This is a genomic window from Enterococcus sp. DIV2379, assembly GCF_050542965.1.
In the GTDB taxonomy this organism is placed as follows: domain Bacteria; phylum Bacillota; class Bacilli; order Lactobacillales; family Enterococcaceae; genus Enterococcus_D; species Enterococcus_D entomosocium.
In genome coordinates this window covers 724,284-742,485 of record NZ_CP172938.1, presented here as the reverse complement: position 1 = coordinate 742,485, position 18,202 = coordinate 724,284, and the positions used below count along the sequence as shown (strand labels likewise).

The following is an 18,202-nucleotide window of genomic DNA, read 5'->3' as shown; positions in this document are numbered from 1 at the left end:
AAAACCACTGGAGGGGTACCAACTACTGAATAGGGTATTTCTGACTCAAGTAATCACCGACCACCGTCCGAATAAAGTCTGGAAAAAGAAACTCAACAGTTCCAGCAATCTCGATCGTCGGGAAAAACGGAATAAACAAGTAGTGATCCACAAGAGTCAACGTGTAGCTTTGAGAGACATCAACTGGTTCTTGCTTCCACAAAACTTGGTGGTTTTTTTCATCAAAGCGAATGCCTTCATAAACCAGTTCGCCAAAAATCTTCCCTCGAAAGCCCATCCCCATAATTGGGAAATTGCGCAAAAAGTTGCGATTTTTTTCCATCTCTAAGACCAATCGAATGACATCCGCGCCTTGCAGCGTCACTCGAATCAAATGCATCGGATGGGGCAAAATCGTGTGCAGCTGATCTTGATCGACCCGCCCTTGTGGTAAATCATCTAAAAATAGCCCCGTATTTAAGATGGCGGCATCCGTCTGTCCTTTGGCACATAATGCCAAAAGAGCCTCCCGAACCAAGGAATGTTCACTTTGCCAATCCCTCGTAAACGCTGCTGGAATTTCTGCCACCTGATTTGCCCGCAGCAAGCGATGGCCGATCGATAGATATTCGGCGATCTTTTCCTCATCTTGCGGAAAAGCCACCAACGAATCCGTCGGAATCACACGTGCGCGATGCTTGATCGGGCGGTGGTGATCATCTAAGACCACTTCGACTTCGCCAATGTTAAAACCAAACTTGCCAGCTGCGCCAATTTGAACCCCATTGATGACTTCGCCCTTTTCAAACAAATGGTGCGTGTGGGAACCTAATATAACATCTAACTCTGGAAAGTCCCTCGCAATCTGGCGGTCAGCATTGATGCCTAGATGGCTCATCAAGACCAGCAGATCGACCTCGGGGCGCAAATGCTGCACTAATGAAGGCAAAATCTCCAAGGGTTCGCGAATGTCCCAACCGTTGGGGGCATATGTTAGCGGAAACGGTGCCGTAAAAGCGATCAAGCCGATTTTGGCTCCTTGATTGCTTTCCATGATTTTGTATTCTTGTGCCCACTTTGGCGGACGCAAATCCTTTTTATCAAATAAGTTGCCTAAAATGACCGGAAATGCTGCTTGGTCATACAGATGCTGCAAGACCTCTTTGGGATTGCCGACTCCCTCATTGTTCCCAATCGTCACCGCATCATAATGCCCTTGATTCATCAAGTCGATATTCGCCTTGCCGTCAGTTGCTTCTGTCAAAGGATGCCAGCGATCGACAAAGTCGCCTAAGTCGACCGCGATCACTGTCTCTTCGGTCGTATCCGCTTCTCGTTTTCTTTGATCCAAATAACGCCGCATCTTCGGCCAATGTTCTAGGTGGGAATGCAGATCGTTGGTATGGATAATCGTAATTTTTTCCATTGTGCGCCTCTTTTCAAATACGTCGCCTGAAATCACTATCCGTTTCTCTTGGCATCAAGGGTTGCCAGTAGAAAGACGACGGAAGTCTCTACAAAATAAGCATAGCATAAAATCTCTGGGAAACCATTGGAATGCTTGGAAAAGAATGGTGACTTTTTGTAAAAAAGAAACAGTTACAGTGACAGTTGTTCAAAAGAAAAAATCACTTTTCTGACTGTAAAAAGGAAAGTGATTTTTTCTGGTTATTTGGGGGAATTGCAACCGATAACACGGCGGAGGCAATTCGTTGAAGCGAAAATAAAGAGTTCTTGAAACGAAGATTCTATCGAATATCGAGAGCAGGTAATCCATGTTTCAGTTCGTCAGAACTACTGATTCTTTGAGAGTACAAAAATCGCCAACAGAAAAGTTATCAGAGTAAGGTTCTAAACAGGAATAAAGCCTTTGTATCAAAAATACAACTTAACCCTCTGAGAGCTGCTATCGATTGCCTAGATTTAAAGCAGAATACAATTAGAACAGCCCTTGGTATCACAAAGACTTTCAGACAATAAAAAAACCTAAGACAGTCTGTCTCAGGTTTGAATGATCATCGATTCAATTAGTACTACTGCTTTCTTTAAAAGCAAGCAGTTTTTCAATCAGACACATGGAGAATCCTGCTTAGTGCTGCTTCCTTCCGGATCTGACACGCTTCACAAGACCTCCATTGTCCTAGCCTTTCGGCAAAACTTAGTATAACGTATTTCGTTAGAGATTGCCAGCCTTTTTTTGTTTTTTCTTTTCTCGTAATGCTCGGAAAAAATCTGTTAGCAGCTGGCCGCATGCTTCTTCTAAAATGCCGCCTTCCACATAGGACCAATGGTTGAAGCGCTCATCTTCCAATAAATTCATCAATGTACCAGCAGTGCCGCCTTTGGGATCGTAGGCACCAAAATACACTTCTTCCACCCGTGCCAATAACATCGCCCCACTGCACATCGGGCATGGTTCCAAGGTCACAAACAGCTGCGCTTGTTCTAAGCGCCAACTTCCGACAGTGCGACAGGCTTCCTCGATCGCAAACATCTCCGCATGCGCTGCGGCTTGTTGCTGCGTTTCTCGTAGATTGTGCCCACGACCAATGATTTTGCCATCCAAGACGACGACAGCACCGATCGGTACTTCTGCCAAACCTTCTGCTTTTCGGGCTTCTTTGATTGCTTCTTCCATAAAGAACGCTTTTTCCTCGGCAGTCAAGGTACTTGTTTTTTCCACGACTTCACTTTCACTCCTCTACCTCGCACCATTTCGTGCATTTCCTTGTTAGTATAACGAAAAACGCTTAGAAAGACGAGAAAAACTCGCAAAGACCGATGTCCCTGCGAGTTTCAAATGGAATGATTGGCTTAAAAGACGGAATCAACAAAGCTCGTCAACTTGTCTTTGACATGTTCTGTCGAATCTTTGATGTTGTCTCCGTAAACAGAGATTTTGTTGCGGCCCTCATTGACTTTTTTCATCACACCTAACAACGAATCCAATTCATTGTCAGACAAGCCGTCTACGACATCCAACAATTTTTCATTGCCGTTGAATTTGTCATCGACAAATTTCTTTACTTTGTGTCGGTTGCAAGCGAAGCGTACTTTATTGAATACTTTGTCTGATACAACGACGGCAGTAGTGATCCCAGCGATCGCTGCAATGCTTAATCCAATCGTTACTTTTGATGATGTTTTCATATCGATCAGCTCCCTTATTTTGCTACTTCCATCATAGCACGAGGACTGAAATAAAAACACTATTTCGTTTAAATCGCTTTGAATCTTAATCCTTTTGGAAAGAAGTTTTTCACAGTTCCTTGGACTTGTTTTCCAAAACCGACGGGGATCTCATCGACTGTCAAAATCACCCATCCAACATTTCCTGGCACGCTCATGGTTTCACCTGCCACATACTGCTGCCATTGCGGCAAAGTGATTGGCACTGTCGGTGCCCCTTCTTCTGCATGGATCGCCAATGCCAACGCATAACTAGGTTCGATCCGATTCTTCTTAACGACGCCGACATGCAAACCTGGGCGCATAAACTTGATCCCTTTTAAAGAAGGCATTTCTTCAGGAACGAGCCAGAGGTTTTCTCCTAGCAGCTGAGGTGTCGCATTCAGTGCCTGTAAAAAAGGAAACTCCTTGCGAAAGGCTTGCCACAACTTTTGAGTCGTTGCATCCAATGGGCTCTTGGCTGTCGCTCCTTTGCCTTTTTTCTTCTTTTTCACTGGCGCTGCTTCTGCTAGCGAGGTCAATTTCGCAGCGAAATGACCTTCTCCTTGGTTTAAATGTGGCCATAAGCGGATGGTTTTCTCAATCCCAGGTGCAGCTCCCCACTCCCTGCGCCCATGAGATACATTGGCCAAGTCGATCGCTTCGATCGTGAAGGGGTACTCCTCCATTAACCAAGCCATCATCGCTTCGTTTTCTTCTGGGGCAAAGGTACAGGTGGAATAGATCAGCTGGCCCCCCGGTTTTAGCATCGCAACGGCTTGTGCCAAAATGTCTTTTTGTCGGATCGCACACTGATCAGGTGTATCTGCTTGCCATTCTTCTAAGGCGACGGGATCTTTACGAAACATCCCTTCACCAGAACATGGGGCGTCCACCACGATCTTGTCAAAAAACTGAGGAAAATGGCGGCTCAATTCTTGTGGAGCCTGATTGGTGACGACTACATTCGGAAAGCCCCAACGCTCCACATTTTCTGATAGGATTTTGGCACGCTTCGGGAAAATCTCATTTGCTACAAGCAGCCCTTTCCCTTGTAATTGGCTTGCCAGCTGCGTTGTTTTGCCCCCTGGTGCCGCACATAAATCTAAGACCCGCTCCCCTGGTTGAGCGGCTGCGATCGTTGCTACGATCATCGCACTAGGTTCTTGGCTGTAGACATAGCCAGCTTGATGGAGCAGCGAACGGCCTTTGACTTCGCCAATATAAGCCGCTTCTGCATAGGGGGCGGGTACAGCGGCTGATCCATATTTTGCCAGCATCGCTTGTGCGTGCGGCTTAGCAACATTCAAGCGAAAGCCTTTGACTGGCTGATTATCGGTCAAAGCGGTAAAAAAAGCTGGTGCTTCTTCTCCTAGCAACCGTTGGTATTTTTCAATAAATGGTGTTGGTAATTGCATACTTACCCCTCCTCGGCTTTTTTATTCTAGCGACTGAGAAGCAATTATGCAAGAATTCCTTGATCAAATGGCAAAAAAACTGCAGCTGAGTGAAGTGGGCGACTAAATCGCTTCGACTTCTCTTTGCTGCAGACCTTTTTTATTTAAAAATCGCTTTTTTGACACTGCTTTCGATGAATGGCTGAGAGACACGGTTGTCCCAGAATTTGATCAGTGGGCCCACTAAAAAGGCACTGATGAAGGTTCCGATTCCAATAGGTCCGCCTGTGAAGAGCCCAATCAAGGCAAAGGCAACGTCTTGAATCACCCGCACCACTCGATAGTTGGCTTTCGTCTGATCGACGATGGTTGGGGCGATCGCGTCATAGGGGGCGCTGCCCAAATTCGCTGACATATAAAACGACGCACCGAAGGTAAAGAAGATGATCCCGATCAACAAGAACAAGCCTTGCTGCCACCAGTTATTGGGACCGACGGATAACCAATCAAAAACGTTGGTATAAAAGTCGATGAAAAATCCTGTCAGTACCATATTGATGACCGTCCCGATGCCGATATGGCGACGGCCAAAGATAAAAATCAATACTAGGACAGCGATATTGATCATCAATTGATAGACCCCAAGGGATAACCCTAGTAGCTCGCCGACACCGATATTGGCAGCTGTGTATGGGTCTAGCCCTACTCCGCCGACCCGCAGCAATGCCGCCCCGAATCCTAAAATGGCGACACCAATCAACGCATAAAGCGAGCGTAATCCTGTTTCTTTTTTCATTAAAATTTCCCCTTTTTTCTCATCTGTTCTTTCAAGTATAACGAGAAAAAAGGAAAATGGGAATTTCAACGCTTCCCAGGGCTCTTTGTAGGGATACGATCTGGCTTCGTCCATCTCCTTTGCTTCCATTTTGCTTCCATTGAAATGCCCGCAACAACCATTGCTATTGCGTATCTTAGTTTTCGTTTCTTACAGATACGCGTGCCTCGTCCATTACTCGGGCTTCACTGGAACCATCACTTCAAATATCTGCAATTCTTTTTGTGTGGTAAAGACTTCATCTTGCCATAACAATTCCCAAACATCGCCATCGATTTTCAACTGCTTCTCTTTTAGAAAGGCTTGGATGCGGTGGGTAAAAGCGGCAATTTGTTCTTCCCCCTCACTGACAAATCCAGAAACATACGTACCAGCGGGACGTGTGATGATCAGCTTTTCCGGATAGAGATGTAGCCGATCTTGGGGAATCAAGATCAATGCCCGATAAGGCGATGCGTGAAAAGTCTGATCCTCCAACGTCGTTCCTGCACTTAAAAAGCCGATGGGATAGCCACTGAAGGCATCTTTATAATCCACTAGCGGATAAAAACGGGCGTACACTTGATAAGCAGATTCTGGATCATCGCCAGCGATCTCTTCGGAAACGATAAACGCCTCTGCTTTGTGCTGCGCTATCGTAAAGGTCTCAAAATCAGCTTTCTGTACTTTTTCATAGCGCTGGATGTAGCGATCGAAGGTTCGTTCCAATTCTTGTAGCGCAGCGATTTTGTCACGGACTTGTCCTCGCCGTTCCACAAGTTCCTTTTGCGTATATTCCGGGTTGCGGTTTTTCAAAAATTGGCGAATGTCTTGCAAGGGCATGTCTAAAGAACGCAACATCAAAATCACGTCTAACTCAAGGCATTGTTCAAAGCCGTAATAGCGATAGCTGTTTTCACCAATCGATTGCGGTTTGAACAAATCGATTTGATCATAATAAATCAATGTGCGCCGACTCACGCCAGCATAAGCGGACATCTCACTGATGGTCAATTGTTTTTTCAAAAAAATTTCACTCCTTGCTTGACTGTAACGTAACGTTACAGTTTATTCTACCATAGAACGACATTTTTGGAGGGAAATCATGAAACAATTACAGTTATTTTATAAAGAAGAACGACGCTTCTTTTTCAGTTTATTTCTTTTGATGCTAGTCCAATCCTTCGGCACACTCTTGTTGCCGTATTTTTTGGCAAAAATCATTGATGAAGGGATCTTAAAAGTCGACACGACGGCCATTTGGCACAATGGCTGGTGGATGTTTGCCATTGCCATCGGCACCGTGATCGTCTCGGTAGGCGGTAGTTATTTATCTGCCCACCTTTCAGGAAAATTCGGGCATTTTTTGCGGATGCGCTTTTTCAAAAAAACACAAGAACTCTCTGTATCCGCTGTTGATGGCTATGGTACACCCACTTTGCTGGCACGTACCACCAGCGACATCAACAACATCCAACAAATTTTGATGATGGCGCTGCAAATGATTTTGCCAGCCCCAATGATCGTCGCAGCTTCGATTTTTCTAACCGGCACCGTCTCTTTACGGATGATTTGGGTCCCAATCGTAGCGATCCTATGTTTTTCAATGATCGCTTATGGGGTGATTCGCAAAGCGATCCCATTATCACAAATCACGCAAAAACTAGTCGATAACATGATGCGGATCTTACGAGAAACCTTTACCGGCGCTCGGGTGATTCGGGCATTTGACAAAGCGGCTTACGAAAAAGAACGGACAGATCAAACCTTGACGGAATATGCGAAAACCATGATTAAAGTCAATCGCCTCTTTGCTGTCTTGAATCCGACCGTCAACTTAGTAATGGGACTCTCGATTTCGACCATCCTAGTCTACGGCGGCTATCAAAGTCTTCAGGGCCACCTAGCTATTGGTAGTATTACTGCCATTATCGAATACACGATTTTGAGCCTTTGGTTTTTGACCATGGCAGCGATGGTGATCGTGATGGTGCCTAAAGGCTTGACTTCCTTACAACGAATCGAAGAAGTCTTAGAAGAACCAATTGATTTGATTGACGGTGACCAAACCTTAAACAAATCCGCCTTGTCAGAAACGATCGCCGCTTTCAATCACGTGCAATTTACGTATGAAGGCGCCGAAGAACCCGTCTTAGAAGATATCAGCTTCGAGATCCACCGAGGCAAAACGACAGCGATCGTTGGCGGAACCGGCTCTGGCAAAAGCACCATCGCCAAAGCGCTGTTGCGTTTCAAAGATGTGACTGCTGGTTCGATCACGCTTTTTGGCCGCAACATCAAAGAGATCTCACAAGCCGAATTACGGGACCAAATTAGTTATGTCCCGCAAAAAGCGCTCTTGCTTAGCGGCACGATTGCCGAAACCCTGCGTTTCGGCAATCGTCCAGCAACCCATGAGGCGATGGCAAAAGCCGCTGAAGTTGCCCAAGCCAAGTCATTTATCGAAGGCTTGCCTGAAGGTTATGAAAGTCCGGTTGCTCAAAAAGGCAGCAATTTCTCCGGCGGTCAAAAGCAACGGCTGAGTATTGCCCGAGCGCTAACAAAGCCCGCAGAAATCTACTTCTTTGATGACAGCTTTTCTGCTTTGGATTATCAAACAGACGCCAACTTGCGGCGTGCATTGAAAGAATACACGAAAGATGCCGCCGTCATTATCGTGGCTCAACGGGTATCGACCGTTAAAAATGCCGATCAAATCATTGTTTTGGATAACGGCAAGATGGTCGGTAAAGGAACCCACGAAGAATTATTACGCACTTGCCAAACTTATCAAGAGTTTGCCTCATCTCAAGGAATGGGAGGAATGAAGGATGAGTAAACAAACAATGGATACACCAAAAAACATGAAACATACAAGCCGGCGCCTACTTCGATTACTAATGGAACAAAAAGCCCGCTTTCTGCTGATCATCGTCTCTGCCTTGTTCTTTTCCTTACTAATGTCCATCGCCCCTTTGATATTGGGACGTGGACTGGATAATCTGATCGCCTTGTTTCAACAAGAAGGCTGGCAGATCAATGATTTTTGGCAAAGTATTTTAGGTCCAGTCGTCCTTTTAGCAGGAACCTGGCTTTTGATTAGTCTCTTTTCCTTGCTGCAAGAGTATACGATGGCCAGTGTCAGTGAAACCCTGACCTTGACTTTACGCAAACAAATCAGTGACAAATTCAATCGCCTGCCTATCAGTTTTTACGACAAACATCATACCGGCGATATTTTAAGCCGAGTGATTCTCGATTTAGATAAAGTGTCCGAAGTCTTACAAGTCGGTTTGATGCAGCTGATCACCGCAACCATCAGCATTACCTTCGGCTTGATCGCCATGCTTTATCTCAGCCCATTACTGACGATCGGTGTGGTCCTGATTTTGCTTTTGAGTGCTTTTGTGACCACCGTTCTCGCACGAAAAAACTTGAGCTACTTTACCAAAAACCAAGAAACATTAGGTGCAGTCAGCAGTCGTGCGGAAGAGTTTTATACCGCAAATCCGCTGATCAAATCCTACAACCAGCAAATTGCCGTTGAAGCGGAAATGGCGGAATTGAGCGAAGCTCAATTTAAAGCTTTTCGGAAAGCACAGTTCGTCAGTGCAGCTATCAATCCTTTCGTGCGCTTTATCAATCAAATCGGCTTTATCTTAAGCGCCGTCGTTGGTGGTCTGATGGTGTTGCAAGGGCAATTATCCATTGGTCTTGTACAAGCCTATCTGCAATACATCAACCAAGTGTCTGAACCGATCACGCAAGCTTCTTATATTATGAATACCTTGCAAAGTGCCTTAGCATCTCTCGAACGAATTTTTGAGATCCTTGATTATCCTGAAGAAGAAACAGCGACCCAGCAACTGCCGGTACCGCAAACCATCAAAGGAAAAATCGATTTCCAACACGTCTCCTTTGGCTACAACAAGGAAAAACTCCTGATGGAAAACGTCGAATTTTCCGTCAAACCAAAACAAACGGTGGCGATCGTCGGACCAACAGGTGCTGGAAAAACCACCATGATCAATCTTTTGATGCGCTTTTATCCTTTGAACGGTGGAAAGATTTTGCTGGACGATCAAGACATGATGTCCTTTTCGGCACCGGCAGTCCGGAAAAAATTCGGTATGGTGCTGCAGGATACATGGCTGTTCCAAGGAACCATTGCTGAAAATATCGCATATGGCAATCCCGATGCCACTCGGGAAGACATCTTGGCTGCAGCCAAAGCCGCCCAATGCGACCACTTCGTGCGGACCCTGCCCAACGGTTACGATACCGTCATTGGCTCCGAAAGCGAACTGTCTCAAGGACAACAACAATTATTGACGATCGCCCGGGCGATTTTAGCGGATCCAACGATCCTGATCCTTGATGAAGCCACCTCCAGTGTCGACACGCGGACGGAACAAATGATCCAAACGGCAATGGATCGTTTGACCCAAGGAAGGACCAGTTTTATCATCGCCCATCGTCTTTCTACCATCAAAAATGCCGACTTGATTCTAGTGATGAAAGACGGCTCCGTCGTCGAAAAAGGCTCCCATACTCAATTGCTGGCACAAGATTCCCTTTACGCCCAACTATATAACAGCCAGTTTGCAACAGCTTGATGAAAAAGCCGAAAGGTCCAACGATGTCTATGACGAATCGTTGGACTTTTCGGTTATTTGCTTTTCATCCCTAAGTAGCACAAGTGTTCCTGTACAAAAAACACTTGTTACCTACCAAAAACCTTTCCCTTGCCTTGCCAGTATCCATATTCCATAATCAGACGTGAGAGACGATCCACCAAACAGACCATATGGGAGTGTTATGAATGAAAAATTTTCAGATGACGTTTATTACTTCTACTACCACCATTCGTTGGTTGAAACTATTGAATCTCTTGGAACGGCATAAGACCCTTTCGAATCGTGAGTTATCAAAAGCTGTCCAGAGTTCGCGGCGCACGATCATTTATGATATGGAGGGGCTACGGAGCTACTTTGGAAGTACTTTAATGATCGAATCCACGTCGAATGGCTATTCTCTTCACGAATTACTACCGAAGGAATATCTTGAACGAAAACGAGCGCTCCTTCAGAATGAACCATTATTCGTTATTCTTGAGCATCTGTTTAAGGGAGAATATCGGACAGTTTCCGAATGGGCAGACTATTTTTATCTTTCTGAAAGTTCCCTTTTACGCTATTTAACGCTTTTTGAAAAAGCCCTGAGGCCCTTTCAGTTATCTGTTGATCACAAGAATTTCCGTCTGATCGGATCAGAAGCGGATATTCGCAAATTTTTTCATACCTTTTATTATGAGTCAGACGCTACGCCTCATACGGTACGTCCAACGATCGCTGTGCAAAACATCGTCTTAGATTTTTTTCGAAATATACGCGGCAAAACCAATAATACGGCTTCATTTTGGTATATCAGTTATTGGTTGTATATTGTCCTTGAGCGTACTCAAGCAGGAGAAACTGTCATTGTCTCCGATCAATTAAAAAAGATCGTCTTGGCAGATGAGCTCTTCCAAGAAATCCAGCCCCTCAATCAACGACTCCAAACGGCTTTTTCCTTGTCTTTACCGTCAGAGGAGCTGGTCTACCTTTTCGCTCTACTAGCAAGTAACCGTGGGATAAACAACTATCTCAGGGAAATATCATTTGTTAACCGCTTTGACCATTGGCCTGAGCTAAAAGAACTGACTGCCAATTTTTGCCAGTTTCAGCAAATATCCGATCATGATCAGTCCCGAGATTTTATTTTTCTCCATTCTTTCTTTATAACAGAAAAAATAAAACAGCTGATTTCCCCTACCTATAATCTAAGTATGGAAGAAATTTCCAGTTACGCACAAACGCAATACCCTAAAGAGTATGAGGAAAATACAGAGTTTCTTTTTAGGCAGCCCCTCTTTGAAGCAACCGCTCTGTCAGCAATCAGTGCCCGCTTCACTTTATACTTTGAAGGATTAAAAGAAAAATACTGGGGCAATCCACGCCGAATCGCTTTTCTTTTAGAGGGGGATGCGCATATTTGTCTTCACATCAATGCTTTTGCCGTAAAATATTTTGGTCGATATCATATTTTGCAATTTCCTGATTCCAGTGAGTTTTCTTTAGATTATGTTGAACGAAACAAGATTGATCTAGTCGTGACGAATTACGCAGAGTATTTGGAAGAGTATATTTTAGATGTTGAATGCCTCCTGATAAAATCGATCCCAGATGCAGATGATTGGAACAATTTCTTGAAAATCATCAACCCAAAAATCATCCATAATTTTGCGTTGCGAAACATCGAAAAAAGCACCTTTTATAAGTGAAAAGACGTGTGCGGCACTTGAACGCCGCACACGTCTTTTCCATTCGTTTCTTATTGCCGACTAGTATTCTTTCTTCACTCTGGCACACTACTTAACGACCATTCAATCGTTGCACGGTACCATCCCAACTTGGGATTTGCACCAGCAGGCACTTCCAAGGCGACACTGGTGGCTGCCGTCTCTTGATCACCAAAACGATAGACCCATGTTCCCGTACTCTGACTGTCGCCAGTTAGTAGAGGCTGCGCTTCACCTGGCGTCAAAGTTACACTATCATTCACCGTGGAAAGCTCTGGCATACTGGCATTGGAATTTGCTGAGGTCGTCATAAGCCGTTGATTGGCTAAGCTGATTTGAGCACCGATCAAGGGCTCATTGTCTTCATTTTGGAAGCCCTGCGAATCAAGAGTCGCCGATAAACGCCAACTCGTCTCTTCTACATCGTTACGCTGATCCGTGATTTGCACATAATTCGGACGTTCCTTAGTTTCGGTTGCCCCTTCGGCAAGATTCATATGCTGAGGCAGTGCGTGATACGTTCCTTTGGCACTGCGGATCGGCACCTGACCAAATCGGAACTGGGAAACAAAATCAAGACTGAGCAACCCTTGGTTCTCAGGAATGACCGACGGATTTTCTGGATTCACTTCTACATCCGGTTCTAATGGATCAACCGGTGGCAGTGGTCCAGTCTGGGCGATTCGCAGGGTAGTTGCAGCGGGAAACACAGCGTCCCGAAAAACAACTTCTGAGGCTGGATTCTGATTGCCGTGTTCGTCATTCGTTGTCGGCGGATTGATCACTCCAGCTTCTTTTGCCGAACCAGCAGAATCTTTCAGAAAGACTTGGATCTCATCCCCCGCTTTTAACTGCCGATCACTTACATCAATCGTAAATGTTCCATCTTCATCGATAACCACCGCCTCTGTATCAAACCAGGCACCATTATGTGCAGCACTTAGCTCAACCTCTTTGTCTTCCGTGTGGCCATGGATCTCAGTTGTTTCTTCAAGAAGTACGTAGGAAGCAAAAGCTGCGGGCGTTGGCGGCAAAATAGGGAAAACCTGCACAGACTCGGTCCGTATTTGATGTTGGGCACCTTCTGTCAGTTCGCCGTTGGTTAATTCGACAGCGACGACTCGGACGATGGTTCCTGCTTCCAAAGGAGCCTCAAGAGGAATCTCAAAAATCCCTCCTTGCGGCTCTTCTCCATAGATACTGATCCCCGGTGTTTCTTCTGTATGTCCGACGGTTTTCGCAGTGACTTCTTCCTTCTCACCATCTGCTGTTTCAATTTCAACGGTCACTTTCGCTTCATCATCCCAAGCAGGGCGAGTGCCATCAAAACCAACAGGCAAGCTGACTCGCCCATGAATTTTTTTGTCCGCATTCGTCGGCACCCGTAACTCATCGACGATCGCCCAACGCGCATTGTTTGAACTTACTCGAGAGTACGCTGTCAGTCCCTGATTGCCAAAGGTCTCCGTATTCAATATCTCTGGTTTATTCGTCAAACCTAACGTGCCAAAATCAGCTCCTGAAAAAGCAAAATCGAGGGTTGGGAAATTTAGATCGGGATCTCCTAAGAGATTTGACCCGTTTTTCCAAACAGCTAAGTCACTATTCGTCGCTGTTAAAGTTGAAAGATTAGAAACACTAAAGATGTTTCCTCCATCAAGCCGCTCATTACGAAAATCAAAAAAGACTGGATCGTTCAAGAAGACAGATAGTTTACCTGAACGAAACACGCCACCATTCGGGGAACTTGTCCGCCCTTCCACTTGGAAATATCCTTGTTCAACGTAGATCGTTGAATTGAAATAGGTATGCATGTCAATCCCCGGACCACTATCTGCTACACACATAAATTTACTATCGACACCTACGATTGAAAAATTATTCTCTGTCCCGTTATCATGGATGCCTCTCGCATAAAAAATCCCTTGATTTCCTCCAGCGACATTCCCATCATGCGCGCTGCCGTTTCCCGGATTATAAAGGTCAACGATGCCGCCTTCTGTGATCTCAAAAGAATTTCCTCCACTAGGAATTCGGATCAAGGGTGCGCTCCCCCCTATTTTACGAACTTTTACTATTCCGCCATCCGTTACATGAAAGGTCACCAAACCGAAGTATAAAAATCGAATCACTGCGTGGTCCCCGTCAGCCTCATGGCTGCTAGCTATTAATTGTCCATTGCTTTGAACTTTAAAAGTAAAGTTCAGACTAGTGATATTGATCGCACTAGCAGTGATGCTTTCGACCTCTAAGACTGCTGATTCACTCAAAGTAAGAGCGCCAGCTTCTGCCGCATTCGACGGTGTCGATAAAACAAAGGATGCTGCTCCTTCTGCCGCTGCAATCTCACTGAAAATCCGTACATGTGTCTCTTCGCCACTAAAGGTGACGTCGGCATTTTTTCCGTTGACCCGTAAAGCATTCGCATTTTCGGCGGTCAAGCGTACTTTTGAACCGTTCTGGATCGTCAACTTAGGATTCTCACCAGTCAGAAATACGCCGCGCCTTCTTTGTGTCGTTTCAATCTGCAATAAGGCAGCATCCCCCACAACCATTGTTGGATCCGCCCCCTTCATAAATAGTGCAATATTTTGTTCCTCCGACATTGCTGTGGCTGCTCCCTGACTTTCTACAATGAGCGTACCACCATCAGAAAGATAAAAATTGCTGTTGTCTCCTACTAGTTCGATCGCATTGGCATCTGCCGCCGTCTCATTGTTCACCCGTACTTGTGTTTCATCTCCTGCGATCGTAGCAGAAGGAAAGAAACCATTTAAGAGGATGGCGCTCGCATTCATTGTGTTTATCGTTACGTTTGCACCAGATTGGATCGTCAATTCTGGCTGCTCTCCAGTCAGAACAAGCCCGCGTTTTCTTTCTGTAACCTCGATTGAAAAAACTGAATTCTCTGCTGCAATAAAGCGAGGATTTCTCCCAGACAGAATAACGGCATTATTATTACCATTGGTCGGAGCAGCAGTCGTTCCTGGACTGCGAATAGTTAAACGAGCACCATGATTGAGTTCCATTTGACCATTATCGCCACGTAAATCGATTGTATTCGCATCCCCTAGTCGCGTAGTAATGCTCACTTGCGCACCCTCATCGATCAACAACCTAGGATCTTGAATATCTGGTGCTGTATAAAAAATCCACATATTCGGCTTATTAATAATCACTTGCGCTTGATTTCCGACCTCCACTTCTTTCAGATTGAACAAGGTATCGGAAGCCATCGTCATTGCTTCGAAGCGATTGATCCCACCAGTAAAGTGAACCTTCGCTTCTCGTGCTAAAATAAAAGGTGACCGATTCTCCGAGGCTTCTTCTACTTCCTCTAGTTCAACGACCCAGTTTTTACTCAACGCATTGGTGGTCTGGATCAAAGCGGTAGTGCCTGTTTTTTGGTATGTGAGATTTTCGATACGAAAAATCGTTTCTTCGTTAACGGTTAATAATTGAAAATAAGCACTATTGTTATTGAGGGTCAATGCATGACCATTTCCTTGAATCATTATCGGACGATTGATGGTCATTATGCTGGAAGTAGATTGGACAAGGTCCGCTTGTAAGGAAAGAATGGATACGGCTGGATCTTGTAAAGCACTAATAAACTCCGCCATGGTCGTTACGTAAGCTGTGCCACCATCAAAGGCGCTTGGTACGATCTCACTAGCCGCCTGTACCGCTGACTCCTCCTGCGGACGCTCAATGTCTGCTACTTTTTCAGCAGGATCACTATCCGTTTCTTGCGATTCTAAGGACTCATTTTCCAAGTCTTTCGGTGTTTCCTCAGTGTCTGTCTCTGCAGCAGCTATTTCAACGATCGCTTCGCTCCCTGCACTGGCTATAACAAAACTTCCAGGAAGTTCGGCAACGATCAAAACAGAAAATGTCTGCCGTGCTTGACTTGCTTTGATCTGCCAGCATTGATCGCTTTGTTTTACTGCTGTTTGTCCGGGTGCCAATACATCAGTCATCAGCTTGACTTCTGCTGGTAACTCTAGGAAGATTTCTGCCACGGCTTGGTCGCTGACCAAATCGATCGTAAGCGGTTGACCTACCGTACCAGCAAATTTAGGCTCTTTGAACTGCACCGTCCCTTCAGGCTCAGATGTTCCTGTGGCAAACTCCCCCAGAACTCCATCATCCGCTAGCGGTTGTGCGAGGTATGGCGGCTCGGTTTCAGCAAAAACAACGATGAGGGGGACACTCATCAAGCGTAATCCCATAAAAACAAGCAGCAAGCGAATCCAATATTTCAAGTTTTGCTTTTTCATTCCATGCTCTCCTTTACTTCTTACGTATCCATGGTCGGCTTTTTGTTCTTCCATAACAGCCAAATGATTATTCCAAGAAGGAGGATCACTAGTCCTAATGCGCTGATCAACCACCAGTTTTGCCCCTCTTCAATGGTGACATCCTCACGATTCAACTGTCGTGCTGTGTCTGCTTCCACAGTAAACGGATATTCCCATGTCCACTCCTCACCTTCAGCTCGAGCTGTTAAGCTCATTACATATTCTCCGCTGTAAAAACGATCCCCCTGTAATGAAACGGGAAAATGAAAATGTGAATTTGGCGCCATTTGCATCCCTTCACGCTGCGCCTCATATAAGACTTCTTCCTGATCCGCTCGTCGAACAGTTGCCTCTACCTCTAGTCGATTGACAAAACGCGGCAACGGATTTTGTAGCGTTGCCCGAAACGCATTGCGATAATTGACTTGACCGGCAAACACATCCAATAACGCAAGCTCTGGTTCAATAATAGACGCTTCATTGCGGACAACAACGCCTAGAATATAAGCAAACCGATTTTGGATCGCAACACCTTCTTCCTCTGATCCAGTCGCTTCTGCGATGACCTCTCGAATACGTAAACCGCCGACTAGACTACCAGTAAAGGCTTCTTCAGGCATATGTATGGGTAACTCGATCGTCTTTTTTTCCTTAGCTGACAAAATAATCTCTCCAGGTGATCCGATTAGATCAGCTATCGAATAAGGCAAAGTCGGATCAGGTTCTGCGGCATCTTTGCCATATTCCACGACGCCATTTCCGTTAGTGAACGCCGTATGTGCGGAAACTTCGATCGTGATTTCCTTTTCCGCGCGATTTTGAATCGTCACCCCCAGAACATCATCGGTCCCTGGTGCTAGTTCTAGATCAAAATAGCCACTATTCCCATCTGGCAATTGGCTTTTCGGCAAATTGGGGACCACATGAAATGGCAATTCTGATTGTGTTTCTGCCCAACCTGTCATCGGCAATCCAACGAGTACCATCACCAGTAAAACAAACCCAGCTACTAGCCTATTCTTGATTGATCTCTTGCTTTGTGTCTTCATAATGAATCATTCCTTTCAAAATAGGCAGGAACAACTCGTCTCCTGCCTATTCCCTATATCCCTTACTCACTTCCCAATTCGTTTTTCCTATCCGCAATACGCTGATCATTCGCTATCGCGCTTACTGGTAAAATGATTCGTCAAAACCATGTGCCTTTATTCATGCTTCTGAGCCAAGCTAAAAGACTGGCTTCTTTGCTGTGTTCTTCCATAAAACTTATCCCTTAATTCCCAGGAGTGGCACTTAAATGCCAAGTCAGAGTAGCCGTATAAGCGGTTGCTTGCGGATTCGCTCCTGTCGGTATATGGAGCCAAATCGCTTCATTGAGAATATCCTCTTCCCCAGCTGCATGCTGTTGATTTAGCAGGGTTTGATTGCCCCATTGAACCGTTGAAAGTCCCGCCCCTTGGCCAGGAGCCGCAGACATCAAGGTGTTGCCTTCCGTTCCAACATCGATGGTTTGATGGTTAAATTGATCGCTAGGTGCTGTTGGGAAAGTAACCGAATCTAATGCATTCGAACGAATCTGTGGATTTTGAAATTCGATATAAGCCCCACGTAATACATGATTCGAAGTGGCATCTGTACTTGTAAATTGATCCAAATCGACATTTAACGTCCAGCCGTTGTGTCCACCACGGGTATCCAATACTTGAGCAAAAGAGACATATGGTGCGGTTCCTGACCCATCAGACAGTCGTTCCAGCTCTGCAAGCATTGCGGATTTTCCAGGGCCTGTGCTGATCAATTGGGTTCCAAAATCGAAGCGCTTTGGCACATGCACCAAAGTGAACGGACCGGTTACCTCTGGATCGATCGGATCAATTTCTACCTCTGGCTCTTTTTCAGGTAACTCAACATCGATCTCTTCCTCCTCCCCAGGGATGAAATCTACTTCATTTTCGGTATTTCCTTCCAGGATGGGGGTTGCTGCTGCGGTCACTCCCCCAGATAACACAGCGATACTCATGACACCGATTGTTGCTAAATAAATACGTTTCATAAAAAATTACTCCTTTTACTATTATTATTCGCAGAAAGAATCTACGATGATTACTATTGATTGATGCATAAACCTTTTTTCGCTAGAACTGGTTGCCAGTTGGCTTACTAATCCTCTCACTTCTTCAAAAACCACAACTGTCTTTTCCTA

At 45.3% G+C, this 18,202-nt stretch carries 12 protein-coding genes and 1 other RNA gene; 3 read left to right on the top strand and 10 right to left on the bottom strand.

What is annotated here, in order from left to right; all coding sequences use genetic code 11:
- Positions 1-22: 22 nt before the first annotated feature.
- From IGI92_RS03415 to IGI92_RS03385, 7 genes are all read right to left on the bottom strand, one after another.
- A complete protein-coding gene (locus tag IGI92_RS03415; protein ID WP_430608072.1) occupies positions 23-1,405 on the bottom strand; it encodes a bifunctional metallophosphatase/5'-nucleotidase in 1,383 nt (460 codons plus the stop codon).
- A 634-nt stretch (positions 1,406-2,039) separates the two neighbouring features.
- An RNA gene (gene ffs, locus IGI92_RS03410) (signal recognition particle sRNA small type) lies at positions 2,040-2,126 on the bottom strand.
- Positions 2,127-2,155: 29 nt separating this feature from the next.
- Positions 2,156-2,662 (bottom strand): tRNA adenosine(34) deaminase TadA, encoded by a 507-nt coding sequence (gene tadA, locus IGI92_RS03405; RefSeq protein ID WP_015509027.1) that lies wholly within the window; start codon positions 2,660-2,662, stop codon positions 2,156-2,158.
- Between the two features lie 131 nt (positions 2,663-2,793).
- On the bottom strand, positions 2,794-3,129 hold the full coding sequence (locus tag IGI92_RS03400; protein ID WP_005227636.1) for a hypothetical protein: 336 nt from the start codon (positions 3,127-3,129) through the stop codon (positions 2,794-2,796).
- Between the two features lie 68 nt (positions 3,130-3,197).
- Positions 3,198-4,565 carry an RsmB/NOP family class I SAM-dependent RNA methyltransferase gene (locus IGI92_RS03395; protein ID WP_430608071.1) on the bottom strand — a complete coding sequence of 456 codons (1,368 nt, stop codon included), beginning with the start codon at positions 4,563-4,565 and terminating at the stop codon, positions 3,198-3,200.
- A gap of 139 nt (positions 4,566-4,704) precedes the next feature.
- On the bottom strand, positions 4,705-5,454 hold the full coding sequence (locus IGI92_RS03390) for a YczE/YyaS/YitT family protein (RefSeq protein WP_081116963.1): 750 nt from the start codon (positions 5,452-5,454) through the stop codon (positions 4,705-4,707).
- Positions 5,455-5,553: 99 nt separating this feature from the next.
- On the bottom strand, positions 5,554-6,357 hold the full coding sequence (locus IGI92_RS03385) for a MerR family transcriptional regulator (RefSeq protein WP_430608482.1): 804 nt from the start codon (positions 6,355-6,357) through the stop codon (positions 5,554-5,556).
- A gap of 106 nt (positions 6,358-6,463) precedes the next feature.
- Here IGI92_RS03385 and IGI92_RS03380 point away from each other — a divergent pair, with 106 nt between their 5' ends.
- The 3 genes from IGI92_RS03380 (at position 6,464) to IGI92_RS03370 (ending at position 11,680) form a co-directional block, all read left to right on the top strand.
- Positions 6,464-8,197, top strand: a complete 1,734-nt coding sequence (locus IGI92_RS03380) for an ABC transporter ATP-binding protein (RefSeq protein WP_430608069.1) — start codon at positions 6,464-6,466, stop codon at positions 8,195-8,197.
- Positions 8,190-9,974 (top strand): ABC transporter ATP-binding protein, encoded by a 1,785-nt coding sequence (locus tag IGI92_RS03375; protein ID WP_005231996.1) that lies wholly within the window; start codon positions 8,190-8,192, stop codon positions 9,972-9,974. The genes IGI92_RS03380 and IGI92_RS03375 overlap by 8 nt, the downstream gene beginning before the upstream one ends.
- A 206-nt stretch (positions 9,975-10,180) precedes the next feature.
- Positions 10,181-11,680 carry a helix-turn-helix domain-containing protein gene (locus IGI92_RS03370; protein ID WP_429967652.1) on the top strand — a complete coding sequence of 500 codons (1,500 nt, stop codon included), beginning with the start codon at positions 10,181-10,183 and terminating at the stop codon, positions 11,678-11,680.
- A gap of 74 nt (positions 11,681-11,754) precedes the next feature.
- On the opposite strand, the gene IGI92_RS03365 is transcribed toward IGI92_RS03370, so the two are convergent.
- The 3 genes from IGI92_RS03365 to IGI92_RS03355 form a co-directional block, all read right to left on the bottom strand.
- Entirely contained in the window at positions 11,755-15,978 is a 4,224-nt protein-coding gene (locus IGI92_RS03365; protein ID WP_430608066.1) for a WxL domain-containing protein, read from the bottom strand.
- A 20-nt stretch (positions 15,979-15,998) separates the two neighbouring features.
- Positions 15,999-17,048: a DUF916 and DUF3324 domain-containing protein gene (locus IGI92_RS03360; RefSeq protein WP_430608064.1), complete on the bottom strand. Its 1,050-nt coding sequence runs from the start codon at positions 17,046-17,048 to the stop codon at positions 15,999-16,001.
- A gap of 224 nt (positions 17,049-17,272) precedes the next feature.
- Positions 17,273-18,052, bottom strand: a complete 780-nt coding sequence (locus IGI92_RS03355) for a WxL domain-containing protein (RefSeq protein WP_430608062.1) — start codon at positions 18,050-18,052, stop codon at positions 17,273-17,275.
- Between the last annotated feature and the right edge of the window lie 150 nt (positions 18,053-18,202).